The 15,823-nt window shown below is 41.8% G+C and carries 15 protein-coding genes and 3 rRNA genes; 15 read left to right on the top strand and 3 right to left on the bottom strand.

Translation table 11 applies throughout. The features are described 5' to 3' along the window. Window positions 1-22: 22 nt before the first annotated feature. The 3 genes from infC to rplT are packed head-to-tail and all read left to right on the top strand — an operon-like array spanning window position 23 to window position 1,159. On the top strand, window positions 23-538 hold the full coding sequence (gene infC / locus LMOATCC19117_RS09145) for a translation initiation factor IF-3 (RefSeq protein ID WP_010958948.1): 516 nt from the start codon (window positions 23-25) through the stop codon (window positions 536-538). A 21-nt stretch (window positions 539-559) separates the two neighbouring features. Next, window positions 560-760, top strand: a complete 201-nt coding sequence (gene rpmI, locus LMOATCC19117_RS09140; RefSeq protein WP_003720098.1) for a 50S ribosomal protein L35 — start codon at window positions 560-562, stop codon at window positions 758-760. 39 nt (window positions 761-799) lie between these two features. Continuing rightward, window positions 800-1,159 carry a 50S ribosomal protein L20 gene (rplT, locus tag LMOATCC19117_RS09135; protein ID WP_003720097.1) on the top strand — a complete coding sequence of 120 codons (360 nt, stop codon included), beginning with the start codon at window positions 800-802 and terminating at the stop codon, window positions 1,157-1,159. 40 nt (window positions 1,160-1,199) lie between these two features. Here the strand turns inward: rplT and LMOATCC19117_RS09130 are convergent, their stop codons facing one another. After that, window positions 1,200-1,955: an exodeoxyribonuclease III gene (locus LMOATCC19117_RS09130; protein ID WP_003726561.1), complete on the bottom strand. Its 756-nt coding sequence runs from the start codon at window positions 1,953-1,955 to the stop codon at window positions 1,200-1,202. A gap of 83 nt (window positions 1,956-2,038) precedes the next feature. Here LMOATCC19117_RS09130 and LMOATCC19117_RS09125 point away from each other — a divergent pair, with 83 nt between their 5' ends. After that, window positions 2,039-2,569, top strand: a complete 531-nt coding sequence (locus tag LMOATCC19117_RS09125; RefSeq protein WP_003726560.1) for a DUF1697 domain-containing protein — start codon at window positions 2,039-2,041, stop codon at window positions 2,567-2,569. 57 nt (window positions 2,570-2,626) lie between these two features. Further along, window positions 2,627-3,859, top strand: a complete 1,233-nt coding sequence (gene pepT / locus LMOATCC19117_RS09120; protein WP_003734923.1) for a peptidase T — start codon at window positions 2,627-2,629, stop codon at window positions 3,857-3,859. 19 nt (window positions 3,860-3,878) lie between these two features. Here the strand turns inward: pepT and LMOATCC19117_RS09115 are convergent, their stop codons facing one another. Both LMOATCC19117_RS09115 and LMOATCC19117_RS09110 read right to left on the bottom strand, forming a co-directional pair. Beyond that, entirely contained in the window at window positions 3,879-4,241 is a 363-nt protein-coding gene (locus LMOATCC19117_RS09115) for a hypothetical protein (protein ID WP_003740600.1), read from the bottom strand. Between the two features lie 49 nt (window positions 4,242-4,290). Next, on the bottom strand, window positions 4,291-5,064 hold the full coding sequence (locus LMOATCC19117_RS09110) for an ABC transporter ATP-binding protein (protein ID WP_003740599.1): 774 nt from the start codon (window positions 5,062-5,064) through the stop codon (window positions 4,291-4,293). A gap of 68 nt (window positions 5,065-5,132) precedes the next feature. On the opposite strand from LMOATCC19117_RS09110, the gene LMOATCC19117_RS09105 reads away from it, so the two are divergent. The 10 genes from LMOATCC19117_RS09105 (at window position 5,133) to purS (ending at window position 15,821) form a co-directional block, all read left to right on the top strand. Continuing rightward, window positions 5,133-5,738, top strand: coding sequence for an HD domain-containing protein (locus tag LMOATCC19117_RS09105; protein WP_003731775.1), 606 nt, complete (start codon window positions 5,133-5,135; stop codon window positions 5,736-5,738). Window positions 5,739-6,075: 337 nt separating this feature from the next. Then, window positions 6,076-7,625, top strand: a 16S ribosomal RNA gene (locus LMOATCC19117_RS09100). A gap of 246 nt (window positions 7,626-7,871) precedes the next feature. After that, window positions 7,872-10,803: ribosomal RNA gene (locus LMOATCC19117_RS09095) — 23S ribosomal RNA — on the top strand. Window positions 10,804-10,880: 77 nt separating this feature from the next. After that, a 5S ribosomal RNA gene (gene rrf / locus LMOATCC19117_RS09090) occupies window positions 10,881-10,996 on the top strand. The 16S, 23S and 5S rRNA genes sit together here, the layout of an rRNA operon. A gap of 127 nt (window positions 10,997-11,123) precedes the next feature. Beyond that, on the top strand, window positions 11,124-11,648 hold the full coding sequence (locus LMOATCC19117_RS09085; protein ID WP_003726218.1) for a DUF2179 domain-containing protein: 525 nt from the start codon (window positions 11,124-11,126) through the stop codon (window positions 11,646-11,648). A 205-nt stretch (window positions 11,649-11,853) separates the two neighbouring features. Further along, window positions 11,854-12,342: a 5-(carboxyamino)imidazole ribonucleotide mutase gene (purE, locus tag LMOATCC19117_RS09080; protein ID WP_003726217.1), complete on the top strand. Its 489-nt coding sequence runs from the start codon at window positions 11,854-11,856 to the stop codon at window positions 12,340-12,342. After that, entirely contained in the window at window positions 12,335-13,459 is a 1,125-nt protein-coding gene (purK, locus tag LMOATCC19117_RS09075; protein ID WP_003742397.1) for a 5-(carboxyamino)imidazole ribonucleotide synthase, read from the top strand. Before purE ends, purK begins: the two co-directional genes overlap by 8 nt. 18 nt (window positions 13,460-13,477) lie before the next feature. Next, the gene (gene purB / locus LMOATCC19117_RS09070; RefSeq protein WP_003726215.1) at window positions 13,478-14,770 is read left to right on the top strand and encodes an adenylosuccinate lyase; all 1,293 of its coding nucleotides are present in this window, start codon (window positions 13,478-13,480) and stop codon (window positions 14,768-14,770) included. A gap of 80 nt (window positions 14,771-14,850) precedes the next feature. After that, window positions 14,851-15,564, top strand: coding sequence for a phosphoribosylaminoimidazolesuccinocarboxamide synthase (gene purC, locus LMOATCC19117_RS09065; RefSeq protein ID WP_003734637.1), 714 nt, complete (start codon window positions 14,851-14,853; stop codon window positions 15,562-15,564). Between the two features lie 11 nt (window positions 15,565-15,575). Further along, window positions 15,576-15,821, top strand: coding sequence for a phosphoribosylformylglycinamidine synthase subunit PurS (purS, locus tag LMOATCC19117_RS09060; protein ID WP_003722248.1), 246 nt, complete (start codon window positions 15,576-15,578; stop codon window positions 15,819-15,821). Window positions 15,822-15,823: the final 2 nt, after the last annotated feature.

Below are 15,823 nucleotides of genomic sequence, written 5' to 3'. Positions count from 1 at the left end.
AATTAAGTGGAGGTGGCTCACCATTAGCAAAGACATGTTGGTAAACGATGGGATTCGTGCACGTGAAGTAAGATTGATCGACCAAGACGGTGAACAATTAGGCGTGAAGAGTAAAATCGATGCGCTTCAAATTGCTGAAAAGGCTAATCTTGATCTAGTGCTTGTTGCTCCAACAGCGAAACCGCCAGTAGCTCGTATCATGGACTACGGTAAATTCCGTTTTGAACAACAGAAGAAAGATAAAGAAGCCCGTAAGAACCAAAAAGTCATCGTGATGAAAGAAGTTCGTTTAAGTCCAACGATTGACGAACATGACTTCGATACGAAGCTACGTAATGCACGTAAATTCCTTGAAAAAGGCGATAAAGTAAAATGCTCTATCCGTTTTAAAGGTCGTGCCATTACACACAAAGAAATCGGTCAGAAGGTGCTTGACCGTTTTGCAAAAGCGTGCGAAGACCTTTGTACAATTGAGCAAAGACCAAAAATGGACGGACGTTCCATGTTCTTAGTCCTAGCACCACTTCATGAAAAGTAAAGTTTTGAGGAGGAAAAATTCATGCCAAAAATGAAAACCCACCGCGGTTCCGCTAAACGTTTCAAGAGAACAGGATCTGGAAAATTAAAACGCAGACACGGCTTCACTAGCCATATGTTCGCTAACAAATCCCAAAAACAAAAACGTAAATTGCGTAAATCTGCAATGGTATCAGCTGGCGACTTCAAACGTATTCGTCAAATGGTCGCTAAAATGAAATAAGAGAAACAACATTTTTGTAAATTCTAGGAGGTAGACAATATGCCACGCGTAAAAGGCGGAACAGTAACACGCAAACGTCGTAAAAAGATAGTTAAATTAGCCAAAGGGTATTATGGCTCTAAACATTTATTATTCAAAGTAGCTAACCAAGCGGTAATGAAATCTTACCAATATGCTTATAGAGATCGTCGTCAAAAGAAACGTGATTTCCGTAGATTATGGATCGCACGTATCAATGCGGCAGCTCGTATGCAAGATCTTTCTTACAGCAAATTAATGCACGGCTTAAAATTAGCTGGTATTGATATTAACCGTAAAATGCTTGCAGACTTAGCAGTTAATGATATCGCATCATTCAACACACTTGCTGATTCAGCAAAAAAAGCATTAGCTAAATAATTCAAAAATCCTCACTCTTTGGAGTGAGGATTTTTTTAGGTTATAAATTAAGTTCTAGCTCGACAGGACAATGATCCGAACCAAGCACATCCGCATGAATTTTGGCATCCACTAACTTATCTTTCAAACGTTCCGATACAACAAAATAATCAATCCGCCAACCAGTATTCCTAGCACGCGCGTTCATTCGGTAAGACCACCAAGAATAAGCATCGGTCAAATCTGGGTAAAAATAACGGAAACTATCAATAAATCCAGCATCTAAAAATGCAGAAAATTTCGCGCGTTCCTCATCCGAGAAGCCAGCATTTTTACGATTTGTCTTCGGATTTTTTAAATCAATTTCTTCGTGCGCAACATTCAAATCGCCACAAAGCACAACCGGCTTCGTTTTATCCAAGTTTTTTACATATTCCAAAATCGCATCCTCAAACGTCATCCGGTAATCTAATCGTTTTAATTCAGCTTGCGAATTCGGCGTATAAACCGTCACCATAAAAAATTCCTCAAATTCAAGTGTGATAACACGACCTTCTGTATCATGTTCAGGAACCCCTAAACCATATTGAACTGATAACGGCTCCACTTTTGTAAAAATCGCGGTACCAGAATAACCTTTTTTCACCGCATAATTCCAGTAATCTTTATATGCTGGCAAATCAAGTTCAATTTGACCTTCTTGTAATTTAGTTTCCTGCAAACAAAAAATATCCGCATCTACTTCTTCAAAATACTCCAAAAAGCCTTTTTTTACAGCTGCTCGAAGCCCGTTTACATTCCAAGAAATTAATTTCACCTAAAAAACCTCCCATCGCTAATAGCCTTATTATAACGTAAGTCACATGCTATAATGTAGTTAAACGATTGGGAGGGAGATAGATGGGGAATTATGTAGTGTTATTAAGAGCAGTAAATGTTGCTGGAAAGAATAAAGTAAATATGAAAAATCTACAAGCTGCTTTGCAAGAAGTAGGTTTCCAAAATGTCATTACTTATATCCAAAGCGGCAACCTCGTTCTAAGCTCCATGTTACAAACGGAACTAGAAGTAGCGACAAAAATAACCGAGGTAATGAAAGCAACGTTCGATTTAACTATTGATGTATTCGTATTTTCGGAACAAAATTATAGCCAAATCATCGCAAACAATCCATTTCCACCAGAAACAATTGGCGAGGAGGAACGCTGGATGGCCGCTTTCTATAATGAAAATATCGCTATTGCGAGACAAAAAAACGAGCAAGCCGAAGTAATCGCGATTGGTCGCGTTCTTTATATCCACATTTTCTCCAACCAAATCCACACCTTAAAATTACCAGTTTTCCTTGGCGAATATAAAAAGACAATAACAACAACGCGCAATTGGCGAACAACCCTCCAATTACAAACACTACTCGACAGTCAGGAATAGAATTTTTCGAAAATCAAGTTTATAATGAAAAAGAATCAATTTAAGGGAGTGGTCGGAATGAAAGAAGAACTATTAAAACGATTTACGAAATATGTAAAAGTAGATACACAGTCAAATGAAGAAAGTACAGCTTGTCCAACAACACCAGGTCAAATGGAACTGGCAAACATTCTCGTTACAGAACTAAAAGAAATCGGTATGCAAGAAGTTACTGTTGACGAATTTGGTTATGTTATGGCAACACTTCCTTCTAATACAACGAAAGAAGTTCCAGTAATCGGATTTTTAGCTCATTTAGATACAGCGACGGACTTAACAGGCAAAAACGTCCAACCACAAGTCCACGAAAATTATGATGGTAAAGATATCGTTCTAAACAAAGACTTAAACGTGGTACTTTCACCAAAACAATTTCCAGAACTAGCTGATTATAAAGGGAAAACACTGATTACAACAGATGGAACAACGCTACTCGGTGCAGACGATAAAGCGGGCATTACCGAAATTATGGTGGCAATGAACCATTTAATTAACCATCCCGAAATCAAACACGGTAAAATTCGTGTTGCTTTCACACCAGATGAAGAAATTGGCCGAGGACCAGAACGTTTTGATGTAGAAGCATTTGGCGCAAAATATGCTTATACAATGGACGGGGGCCCACTTGGAGAACTAGAATATGAAAGTTTTAACGCTGCAGGTGCCAAAATCACTTTTAATGGTAATAGTGTTCACCCTGGTACAGCAAAAAACAAAATGGTTAATGCTGTCAAAATGGCAATGGAATTCAATGCACACATTCCAAAAGACGAAGCGCCTGAGTACACAGAAGGTTACGAAGGGTTTTATCATTTAATTTCCTTAAACGGTGATGTAGAGCAAGCCAAAGCCTACTATATTATCCGCGATTTCGATCATTTGAAATTTGTGGAAAGAAAAACACATATTGCTAGTATCGCCAAAGAGTTAGAAGAAAAATACGGCGAAGGATCGGTAGAATTAAAACTGAACGATCAATATTACAATATGCGCGAAAAAATCGAACCAGTAAAAGAAATTGTGGATATCGTCAGCGCGGCGATGAGAAATCTAGACATTGAACCGAAAATCAGCCCAATTCGTGGCGGAACAGACGGCGCTCAACTTTCCTACAAAGGACTACCAACACCTAATATTTTTGGTGGAGGAGAGAACTTCCACGGTAAATTTGAATATGTTGCATTAGAAAGTATGGTTAAAGCAACAGAAGTAATCATTGAAGTGGCTCGTTTGTTTGAAGAAAAAGAATAGTAAAAAAAGTGAGTCTAGTTCATCCTAGACTCACTTTTTCTATGCGCTCATTTACCCTAGCAGTAAAGACCTTTGCTTCGCCGTTTGCAACAAGTAACGTATAGCTTTCTTTATTATTAAGATGTAAAATCAATTTTTTCGTCATGGAAAGGATACTTACTTTTTGTTCTACTTTTTCTATTCTTTCATAATCGAATTTCTTCAGTAAGTAGACATCTTCATTTTCTAGATAAAAAATCAACGCATCTGCATTTGAAATCCAAAGTCCCGTTAAATCCATCCATTCGCCTTCCATTTTATAAGCAAATGAACCATAAATCAGACTAGTATCCATCCCGAGAAGCTCACGTACACCTGCTTTTGCAATCATCGTTTCATACAAAACATTTCGCCCCTCTACATACGCATTTTTCGTATTCTAACTATACCATTTACTTCGGATAGACTGCAATGGAGCCGTCTTTTATCCGAATTAATTCTACTGGCTTTTGATAAAAATCTTGAAGAACTTCCTCTGTCAAAAGATTTTCTGTTTTTCCGTGATGAGTTATTTCCCCGTCACGCAGTAAAATGATATTATCGAAGCAGGGAAGAATTTCTTCCGTATGGTGAGTAACAAAAAGCATCGTTGGGGATTCTGGCAGTTCCGCAATCTTCTTAATTCTTTCTAATAAGCGCTCCTTTGCAAATAGATCAAGCCCATTACAAGGTTCATCTAAAATAAGTAACTTAGGACTTGCCATTAAAGCACGTGCAATTAAAACAATTTGACGCTCTCCTTGCGATAAAATTTTATACGGCTTTCCAATAAGTGTGCTACCGCCACAATCGGTAAGCAGCTTTTTCGCTTGGTCAATCTCCGCAGTAGTGACTTTCTCATAAATGCCAATACTTGCAAATTTCCCACTAAGTACAATTTGCTCGCTGAACTCATACTCTTTCAGCTGATGATCAAGCGCATTACTAACCCAACCAATCGATTTACGTAACTCTGGCAAAGAGGTCTGTCCAAAAACATGCCCAAGTACTTGAAGATTTCCACTGCTAGGCCAAAGATACCCATTTAAAAGTTGCAACAAAGTTGTTTTTCCAGAACCGTTTAGTCCGAGTATTGCCCAGTTTTCCTTATCATTAACCACCCAATTAATATCCGATAAAATCATTTTATTATCACGCTTTAAACAAACATTCTCAAAAGCAAACATCGAATACCCCATTTCCATTTTCTACTATTGTACATGAAAATAACGTAAAAAAGGAGCCAATACTAATGATGAAGCAAGAAGAAATAATAATTGCAGCGCAAAAATGGATGCAATCCCATTTCGAAAAGGAAACTACTGGACACGACTGGGAACATATTAAACGAGTCTGGCATTTAAGTAAACAAATCCAAGCAACAGAAGGCGGAGATAAATTTGCAATCGAATTAGCAGCATTGTTTCACGACTATAATGATAGCAAACTAACATCAGATCCAGCACAAGCAACAGAAGTAATCACGCATTGGATGAAAGGAAAAGAAATACCTGAAGAGATAATCAGTAAAATCATCCGAATCATCCAATCAGTCTCATTTAAAAATGGGAAAAATCCTACCCAAGCTTCTACAATAGAAGAAAAAATAGTTCAAGATGCAGACCGCTTAGATGCAATTGGTGCAATTGGTATAGCTAGAACATTTACATACGGAGGGGCGCACAATAGAGAAATCGCTAATCGAGATCATCCGGAAAATACCACATTACAACACTTTTACGATAAATTGCTCCTAATTCAAAAACAGCTAAAAACAAAGACTGGTCGGGAACTTGCAGGAGAAAAACAAAAAATTATGCAGGAATTTATACATGCACTAGAGAAAGAATTAAAAATATAACTTAAAAGGCTTGTATTTAATATAAAGCTGTTATATAATGATAAAGCTGAATTGATACAAATTAATTCATCAAAAACATTTTAAAAATAGTTGTTGACGTGATTTCAACTTTATGGTAAGATTTAAAAGTTGCGTTAACAAAGCAACTGACCTTTGAAAACTGAACAAAGAAGAAGACGAAAAGCAATGAGACGTAAAGTCTCACTGGTAATCGCAGGGCAGAAAACAGAAAGCTGTTTTCAACAAAACAAACTAGTAATTTAATTGCTAGCGAAGTCAATTTGACGCAAGGAATCTTATTCACGGTGTTGAATAAGTATTCAAATTCAATTTATATTTTAAAGAGAGTTTGATCCTGGCTCAGGACGAACGCTGGCGGCGTGCCTAATACATGCAAGTCGAACGAACGGAGGAAGAGCTTGCTCTTCCAAAGTTAGTGGCGGACGGGTGAGTAACACGTGGGCAACCTGCCTGTAAGTTGGGGATAACTCCGGGAAACCGGGGCTAATACCGAATGATAAAGTGTGGCGCATGCCACGCTTTTGAAAGATGGTTTCGGCTATCGCTTACAGATGGGCCCGCGGTGCATTAGCTAGTTGGTAGGGTAATGGCCTACCAAGGCAACGATGCATAGCCGACCTGAGAGGGTGATCGGCCACACTGGGACTGAGACACGGCCCAGACTCCTACGGGAGGCAGCAGTAGGGAATCTTCCGCAATGGACGAAAGTCTGACGGAGCAACGCCGCGTGTATGAAGAAGGTTTTCGGATCGTAAAGTACTGTTGTTAGAGAAGAACAAGGATAAGAGTAACTGCTTGTCCCTTGACGGTATCTAACCAGAAAGCCACGGCTAACTACGTGCCAGCAGCCGCGGTAATACGTAGGTGGCAAGCGTTGTCCGGATTTATTGGGCGTAAAGCGCGCGCAGGCGGTCTTTTAAGTCTGATGTGAAAGCCCCCGGCTTAACCGGGGAGGGTCATTGGAAACTGGAAGACTGGAGTGCAGAAGAGGAGAGTGGAATTCCACGTGTAGCGGTGAAATGCGTAGATATGTGGAGGAACACCAGTGGCGAAGGCGACTCTCTGGTCTGTAACTGACGCTGAGGCGCGAAAGCGTGGGGAGCAAACAGGATTAGATACCCTGGTAGTCCACGCCGTAAACGATGAGTGCTAAGTGTTAGGGGGTTTCCGCCCCTTAGTGCTGCAGCTAACGCATTAAGCACTCCGCCTGGGGAGTACGACCGCAAGGTTGAAACTCAAAGGAATTGACGGGGGCCCGCACAAGCGGTGGAGCATGTGGTTTAATTCGAAGCAACGCGAAGAACCTTACCAGGTCTTGACATCCTTTGACCACTCTGGAGACAGAGCTTTCCCTTCGGGGACAAAGTGACAGGTGGTGCATGGTTGTCGTCAGCTCGTGTCGTGAGATGTTGGGTTAAGTCCCGCAACGAGCGCAACCCTTGATTTTAGTTGCCAGCATTTAGTTGGGCACTCTAAAGTGACTGCCGGTGCAAGCCGGAGGAAGGTGGGGATGACGTCAAATCATCATGCCCCTTATGACCTGGGCTACACACGTGCTACAATGGATAGTACAAAGGGTCGCGAAGCCGCGAGGTGGAGCTAATCCCATAAAACTATTCTCAGTTCGGATTGTAGGCTGCAACTCGCCTACATGAAGCCGGAATCGCTAGTAATCGTGGATCAGCATGCCACGGTGAATACGTTCCCGGGCCTTGTACACACCGCCCGTCACACCACGAGAGTTTGTAACACCCGAAGTCGGTAGGGTAACCTTTATGGAGCCAGCCGCCGAAGGTGGGACAGATAATTGGGGTGAAGTCGTAACAAGGTAGCCGTATCGGAAGGTGCGGCTGGATCACCTCCTTTCTAAGGAAAAGGAAACCTGTGAGTTTTCGTTCTTCTCTATTTGTTAGTTTTTGAGAGGTTAGTACTTCTCAGTATGTTTGTTCTTTGAAAACTAGATAAGAAAGTTAGTAAAGTTAGCATAGATAATTTATTATTTATGACACAAGTAACCGAGAATCATCTGAAAGTGAATCTTTCATCTGATTGGAAGTATCATCGCTGATACGGAAAATCAGAAAAACAACCTTTACTTCGTAGAAGTAAATTGGTTAAGTTAGAAAGGGCGCACGGTGGATGCCTTGGCACTAGGAGCCGAAGAAGGACGGGACTAACACCGATATGCTTTGGGGAGCTGTACGTAAGCGTTGATCCAGAGATTTCCGAATGGGGGAACCCACTATCTTTAGTCGGATAGTATCCTTACGTGAATACATAGCGTGAGGAAGGCAGACCCAGGGAACTGAAACATCTAAGTACCTGGAGGAAGAGAAAGAAAAATCGATTTCCTGAGTAGCGGCGAGCGAAACGGAAAGAGCCCAAACCAAGAAGCTTGCTTCTTGGGGTTGTAGGACACTCTATACGGAGTTACAAAAGAAAGTTATAAATGAAGCGGTCTGGAAAGGCCCGCCAAAGACGGTAACAGCCCGGTAGTTGAAATGGCTTTCCCTCCAGAGTGGATCCTGAGTACGGCGGAACACGTGAAATTCCGTCGGAATCCGGGAGGACCATCTCCCAAGGCTAAATACTCCCTAGTGACCGATAGTGAACCAGTACCGTGAGGGAAAGGTGAAAAGCACCCCGGAAGGGGAGTGAAACAGTTCCTGAAACCGTGTGCCTACAAGTAGTTAGAGCCCGTTAATGGGTGATAGCGTGCCTTTTGTAGAATGAACCGGCGAGTTACGATTTGTTGCAAGGTTAAGCGGAAAAAGCGGAGCCGTAGCGAAAGCGAGTCTGAATAGGGCGCATAAGTAACAGGTCGTAGACCCGAAACCAGGTGATCTACCCATGTCCAGGATGAAGGTAAGGTAATACTTACTGGAGGTCCGAACCCACGCACGTTGAAAAGTGCGGGGATGAGGTGTGGGTAGCGGAGAAATTCCAATCGAACTTGGAGATAGCTGGTTCTCTCCGAAATAGCTTTAGGGCTAGCCTCGAGGTAAAGAGTCATGGAGGTAGAGCACTGTTTGGACTAGGGGCCCTTCTCGGGTTACCGAATTCAGATAAACTCCGAATGCCATGTACTTATACTCGGGAGTCAGACTGCGAGTGATAAGATCCGTAGTCGAAAGGGAAACAGCCCAGACCACCAGTTAAGGTCCCCAAATATATGTTAAGTGGAAAAGGATGTGGGGTTGCTTAGACAACCAGGATGTTGGCTTAGAAGCAGCCACCATTGAAAGAGTGCGTAATAGCTCACTGGTCGAGTGACCCCGCGCCGAAAATGTACCGGGGCTAAACATATTACCGAAACTGTGGATGAACCTCTTTAGAGGTTCGTGGTAGGAGAGCGTTCTAAGGGCGGTGAAGTCAGACCGGAAGGACTGGTGGAGCGCTTAGAAGTGAGAATGCCGGTATGAGTAGCGAAAGAAGGGTGAGAATCCCTTCCACCGAATATCTAAGGTTTCCTGAGGAAGGCTCGTCCGCTCAGGGTTAGTCGGGACCTAAGCCGAGGCCGATAGGCGTAGGCGATGGACAACAGGTAGAGATTCCTGTACCAGTGCTAATTGTTTAACCGATGGGGTGACACAGAAGGATAGGGAATCGCACGAATGGAAATGTGCGTCCAAGCAGTGAGTGTGAGAAGTAGGCAAATCCGCTTCTCGCGAAGCATGAGCTGTGATGGGGAAGGAAATTAAGTACGGAAGTTCCTGATTTCACGCTGTCAAGAAAAGCCTCTAGGAAGAGTAGTACTGCCCGTACCGCAAACCGACACAGGTAGATGAGGAGAGAATCCTAAGGTGAGCGAGAGAACTCTCGTTAAGGAACTCGGCAAAATGACCCCGTAACTTCGGGAGAAGGGGTGCTCTATTAGGGTGCAAGCCCGAGAGAGCCGCAGTGAATAGGCCCAGGCGACTGTTTAGCAAAAACACAGGTCTCTGCAAAACCGTAAGGTGACGTATAGGGGCTGACGCCTGCCCGGTGCTGGAAGGTTAAGAGGAGTGCTTAGCTTCGGCGAAGGTACGAATTGAAGCCCCAGTAAACGGCGGCCGTAACTATAACGGTCCTAAGGTAGCGAAATTCCTTGTCGGGTAAGTTCCGACCCGCACGAAAGGCGCAACGATCTGGGCACTGTCTCAACGAGAGACTCGGTGAAATTATAGTACCTGTGAAGATGCAGGTTACCCGCGACAGGACGGAAAGACCCCGTGGAGCTTTACTGCAACCTGATATGGAATGTTTGTACCGCTTGTACAGGATAGGTAGGAGCCGAAGAGACGTGTGCGCTAGCATACGAGGAGGCAATGGTGGGATACTACCCTGGCTGTATGACCATTCTAACCCGCCACGCTTAGCGCGTGGGGAGACAGTGTCAGGTGGGCAGTTTGACTGGGGCGGTCGCCTCCTAAAGAGTAACGGAGGCGCCCAAAGGTTCCCTCAGAATGGATGGAAATCATTCGCAGAGTGTAAAGGCACAAGGGAGCTTGACTGCGAGACTGACAAGTCGAGCAGGGACGAAAGTCGGGCTTAGTGATCCGGTGGTTCCGCATGGAAGGGCCATCGCTCAACGGATAAAAGCTACCCCGGGGATAACAGGCTTATCTCCCCCAAGAGTCCACATCGACGGGGAGGTTTGGCACCTCGATGTCGGCTCGTCGCATCCTGGGGCTGTAGTCGGTCCCAAGGGTTGGGCTGTTCGCCCATTAAAGCGGCACGCGAGCTGGGTTCAGAACGTCGTGAGACAGTTCGGTCCCTATCCGTCGCGGGCGCAGGAAATTTGAGAGGAGCTGTCCTTAGTACGAGAGGACCGGGATGGACACACCGCTGGTGTACCAGTTGTTCCGCCAGGAGCATCGCTGGGTAGCTATGTGTGGCAGGGATAAACGCTGAAAGCATCTAAGCGTGAAGCCCCCCTCAAGATGAGATTTCCCATTTCTTCGGAAAGTAAGATCCCTGAAAGATGATCAGGTAGATAGGTTTGGAGTGGAAGTGTAGCGATACATGGAGCGGACAAATACTAATCGATCGAGGACTTAACCAAAAAATGAAACGAAGTTACCTAACTGAACCCTTTCTTCTCTAGTTTTGAGAGAGCAATCTTTCAACAACTTCATATTGTCTGGTAGTTATGGCGAGAAGGTCACACCCGTTCCCATCCCGAACACGGTAGTTAAGCTTCTCTGCGCCAATGGTAGTTGGGGGCTTCCCCCTGCGAGAGTAGGTCGCTGCCGGGCAATTTGAAAAGTCCTAATTATTTAGGGCTTTTTTTGTTGAAGTGTTTCTTTTGTCAGCTATCTTAATGGATGTTATATTAGTAAAAGACTCAGTGGAATGTAGTTTTTAGGTGGAGGGGTTATTTTAGTGGATAACGGTATATTTATAGTGGCTACTATTTTTATTGTAAATATTTTGTATGTGACGATTTATACGGTGAGGTTACTTTTAACGATGAAAGGTTATCGTTACTTAGCTGCACTTTCAAGTGTGTTTGAAATGATTATCTATGTAGTTGCTCTTAGTTTGGTTTTGGATAACTTAAATAATATTGCCAATGTTTTAGCATATGCTATTGGATTTGGTGTAGGAATTATTGTTGGTATGAAAATTGAAGAGCGAATTGCTTTAGGCTATATTACAGTGAATGTTATTACCAAAGAATATAACTTAGACTTACCAAATCAAATTCGAGATCTAGGTTATGGGGTTACTAGTTGGCTTGCGAGTGGACGTGATGGTGAACGGATGATGCTTGAAATTTTGACTCAAAGAAAGAATGAGCGGAAATTATATAAACACATTATTGAAATTGATAATGGGGCATTTATTGTTTCCTCTGAGCCAAAACAAATTCACGGTGGTTTTTGGGTTAAACAAGTTCGGAAATGAAGAGGAGCTTACCTTTGATGGTAGCTTCTTTTTTTATTTATTTAGTGAAATTAGATACATAATGCTAGTAAAAAGAGCAAATACGACCTAAACACGAACGTTAATAAAATGTAACAATTAAATGTTCGATTTTTCGTTGACATTTATCGTGCCTATTGTTAGAATGAAGGAGTCGAAAAGAGATTATTAAGGAGTTGATCACGTAATGCCTGCTGTAATTGGTGTCATTATGGGGAGTACCTCAGATTGGGATACAATGAAAAAAGCATGTGATGTATTAGATGAATTAGAAATAGCTTATGAGAAAAAAGTGGTTTCTGCTCATCGTACACCAGATTTAATGTTTCAATATGCAGAACAAGCGCGGGAACGTGGTTTGAAAATTATTATTGCCGGTGCTGGGGGCGCGGCGCATTTGCCAGGTATGATTGCGGCAAAGACGACTTTGCCTGTTATTGGTGTGCCAATTAAATCAAAAGCGTTGAATGGAATGGATTCGTTACTTTCTATTGTACAGATGCCTGGAGGTGTCCCGGTAGCGACAGTTGCTATTGGAGAAAGTGGTGCTGTAAATGCTGGCCTTCTAGCGGCGCAAATTTTATCCATAACGGACGATGCAATTACTAACAGATTACAAAAAAGACGTGCTACACTAGAAGAAACAGTTCTAGAAAGTAGTGATTATCTTGGATAAAAAATTTTTACTGACAAATAGTACTATTGGTATTATTGGTGGCGGACAACTTGGACGTATGCTTGCTCTTGCGGCGAAAGCGATGGGGTATCGTATTATTGTTCTTGATCCTACCGCTGATTGCCCAGCTGCTCAAGTAAGTGATGAACAAATTATTGCTGACTATGATGATAAAGTAGCATTACGCGAACTTTCCGAAAAAGCAGATGTAGTTACATATGAATTTGAAAATATCGACTATGATGCTTTGAAAATGACGCAAAACTTAGTATCTGTCCCGCAAGGATCGGAATTGCTTTCGATTACACAGGATAGGATTTTGGAAAAAGCTTATCTGGAATCAGCTAATATTAACATTGCGCCGTATGCGGTTATAGTGGAACAAGATGAAATTGAAAATGAAATTAAAAGTATTGGATATCCTGCTGTTTTAAAAACGGCACAAGGTGGATACGACGGGAAAGGGCAAGTGGTTATTCATGATGCAAGGGATATTGAAACAGCAGCGAGATTGTTGCGATACGGCTCTTGTGTACTAGAAGCTTGGATTCCTTTTGAAAAAGAGATTTCTGTGGTTGTCGCACGTAATTTAGATGGGCAAATAGAAACTTTTCCAGTTGCAGAAAATGTACATGTAAATAATATTTTGCATACAACTACGGCTCCTGCAGATGTGGCGGATGACGTGCATGAGGAAGCGGAAGAAATTGCGAGAAAGTTAGCAGATGTACTTCAATTATGTGGTGTTTTAGCAGTAGAAATGTTTGTGACAAAATCAGGGGCTATTTATGTAAATGAACTTGCTCCAAGACCTCATAATTCTGGGCATTTTACAATTGAAGCTTGTTCTATTTCTCAGTTTACGCAGCATATTCGAGCGATTGTTGGATTGCCACTTGTAAAACCAGAACTCTTAAAACCAGCCTTAATGATTAATATTTTAGGGCAACATGTCGATGCAGTGAATAAACAAATGGTGAATTATCCACATTGGTTTGTACATTATTATGGAAAAAAAGAAGCGAAAATCAATCGCAAAATGGGTCATGTTACTGTGCTTGCTGATGAACCAAAAGCGGTTATACAAGATTTAGAAGAAACGCAAATTTGGAAGTAACTGGAGGAATTTAAAAGGATGTTAGAACGTTATACTCGTAAAGAAATGGGCAACATTTGGACAGAACAAAATCGTTATCAGGCTTGGCTAGAAGTGGAGATTTTGGCTTGTGAAGCATGGGCAGAGCTTGGTGATATTCCGAAAGAAGATGTTGCGAAGATCCGTGCTAATGCAAAGTTTGATGTGGATCGGATTCATGAGATTGAACTAGAAACGAGACATGATGTTGTGGCATTTACTCGTTCAGTTTCTGAGTCGCTTGGTGCGGAACGTAAATGGGTTCATTATGGCTTAACTTCAACAGACGTAGTGGATACAGCGAATTCTTATTTACTTAAACAAGCGAATGAGATTTTGCGTAAGGATTTGGAAAATTTCATTGCGATTATTGGCGAAAAAGCAAAAGAACATAAATATACCGTAACAATGGGACGTACACATGGTGTTCACGCGGAACCTACTACTTTTGGCTTGAAGCTTGCTCTATGGTACGAGGAAATGAAACGTAACCTAGAACGTTTTAATTTTGCAGCTGATGGTGTGGAATTCGGGAAAATCTCTGGTGCGGTCGGGACGTATGCGAATATTGATCCTTTTGTGGAGGCTTACGTATGTGAAAAATTAGGAACAACTCCTGCGCCGATTTCTACACAAACGTTGCAACGCGATCGCCATGCAGAATATTTGGCAACACTTGCATTAATTGCAACTTCTGTAGAAAAATTTGCGGTAGAAGTACGTGCACTGCAAAAAAGTGAAGTGCGTGAAGTGGAAGAATTCTTTGCAAAAGGACAAAAAGGTTCATCTGCAATGCCGCATAAACGTAATCCAATTGGTTCTGAAAATGTAACTGGATTAGCGCGCGTTATTCGCGGTCATATGGTTACTGCTTATGAAAATGTGCCACTTTGGCATGAACGTGATATTTCTCATAGCTCAGCGGAACGAATTATTCTGCCAGATTCCACTATTTTACTTGATTATATTTTGAATCGTTTTGGAAATATCGTGAAAAACTTGACGGTGTTCCCAGAAAATATGAAACGCAATATGGACAGAACACTGGGACTTATTTATTCACAGCGTGTATTACTGGCACTTATTGATAAAGGTTTAGCTCGTGAGGCGGCGTATGATGTCGTACAACCAAGAGCAATGGAAGCTTGGGAAAAACAAGTACCTTTCCGTGAATTAGTAGAACAAGATGCAACCATTATTGAAAACCTATCTGCGGAAGAAATTGCAGATTGCTTTGATTACAACTATCACCTGAAGAATGTCGACTTAATTTTTGATCGTTTAGGATTATAATTACGGGCAGAATACAACCTAACCTCTTTGATATTTATTTTTTCAAAGAGGTTAAGTAATTTATAAGGAGATAAATTATCGTGACTAATGAACTGGTTTATGAAGGAAAGGCAAAACGACTTTTTAAAACAGAAGAAGCAGGTGTCTTGCGTGTTGCCTATAAGGATGATGCGACAGCGCTAAACGGGGTGCGAAAGGAATCTTTTGCTGGGAAGGGTGAGCTTAATAACCAAATTACATCGCTTATTTTTTCTCATTTAGCAAGAGCGGGAATAGAGAGTCACTTTATTCGGGCGATTTCGGAAACGGAGCAATTGGTGAAAGAAGTATCAATTATTCCACTTGAAGTGGTTGTTCGCAATGTAATGGCTGGGAGTCTTGCGAAACGGCTTGGAAAAGAAGAAGGCGAGCTAATTCCAAATGCGATAGTAGAATTTTACTATAAAGATGATGCGTTAGATGACCCGTTTATTAATGATGACCATGTGCTTTATTTAGAGCTTGCGACAACGAGTGAGATGGATATAATTCGCCAGGCTGCTCGTTCGATTAATAAGGTGTTACAAGAATTATTCAATCAAATGAATATTACGCTAATTGATTTTAAATTAGAATTTGGTCGGGATGCGACTGGGAATATTTTACTAGCAGATGAGATTTCGCCTGATACATGTAGACTTTGGGACAAGGAAACAAATCAAAAGCTCGATAAGGATGTCTTTCGTCGGAATATTGGCAATTTAACAGATGTGTATACAGAAGTATTGAATAGATTAAAGCAAGTTCAAAACTAGGAGGCCACAAAATGTATAATGTCAAAGTTTATGTCACTTTAAAGAAAAGCGTATTAGATCCACAAGGTGTTGCAGTAAAAGATGCAGCGAAAAGCATGGGTTACGAGGAAGTAGAAGATGTTCGTATTGGTAAATTTATGGAACTTAAAGTTGCAAAATCAGATCGAGATATTCATGAAGTATTGAATGAAATGTGCGACAAACTGCTAACAAATCCGGTGATGGAAGATTACCGATATGAAATAGAGGAGGCTTAAAC

Origin of the sequence: Listeria monocytogenes ATCC 19117 (genome assembly GCF_000307025.1) — a bacterium.
In the GTDB taxonomy this organism is placed as follows: domain Bacteria; phylum Bacillota; class Bacilli; order Lactobacillales; family Listeriaceae; genus Listeria; species Listeria monocytogenes_B.
The sequence above is the reverse complement of the archived record's forward strand: the minus strand, read 5'-3'. Positions and strand labels throughout refer to the sequence as shown.

Coding starts and splice junctions, on each gene's coding strand:
- rpmI (WP_003720098.1), top strand. CDS start 560: ATGCCAAAAATGAAAACCCACCGCGGTTCCGCTAAACGTTTCAAGAGA.
- rplT (WP_003720097.1), top strand. CDS start 800: ATGCCACGCGTAAAAGGCGGAACAGTAACACGCAAACGTCGTAAAAAG.
- LMOATCC19117_RS09125 (WP_003726560.1), top strand. CDS start 2,039: ATGGGGAATTATGTAGTGTTATTAAGAGCAGTAAATGTTGCTGGAAAG.
- pepT (WP_003734923.1), top strand. CDS start 2,627: ATGAAAGAAGAACTATTAAAACGATTTACGAAATATGTAAAAGTAGAT.
- LMOATCC19117_RS09110 (WP_003740599.1), bottom strand. CDS start 5,064: ATGTTTGCTTTTGAGAATGTTTGTTTAAAGCGTGATAATAAAATGATT.
- LMOATCC19117_RS09105 (WP_003731775.1), top strand. CDS start 5,133: ATGAAGCAAGAAGAAATAATAATTGCAGCGCAAAAATGGATGCAATCC.
- purE (WP_003726217.1), top strand. CDS start 11,854: ATGCCTGCTGTAATTGGTGTCATTATGGGGAGTACCTCAGATTGGGAT.
- purB (WP_003726215.1), top strand. CDS start 13,478: ATGTTAGAACGTTATACTCGTAAAGAAATGGGCAACATTTGGACAGAA.
- purS (WP_003722248.1), top strand. CDS start 15,576: ATGTATAATGTCAAAGTTTATGTCACTTTAAAGAAAAGCGTATTAGAT.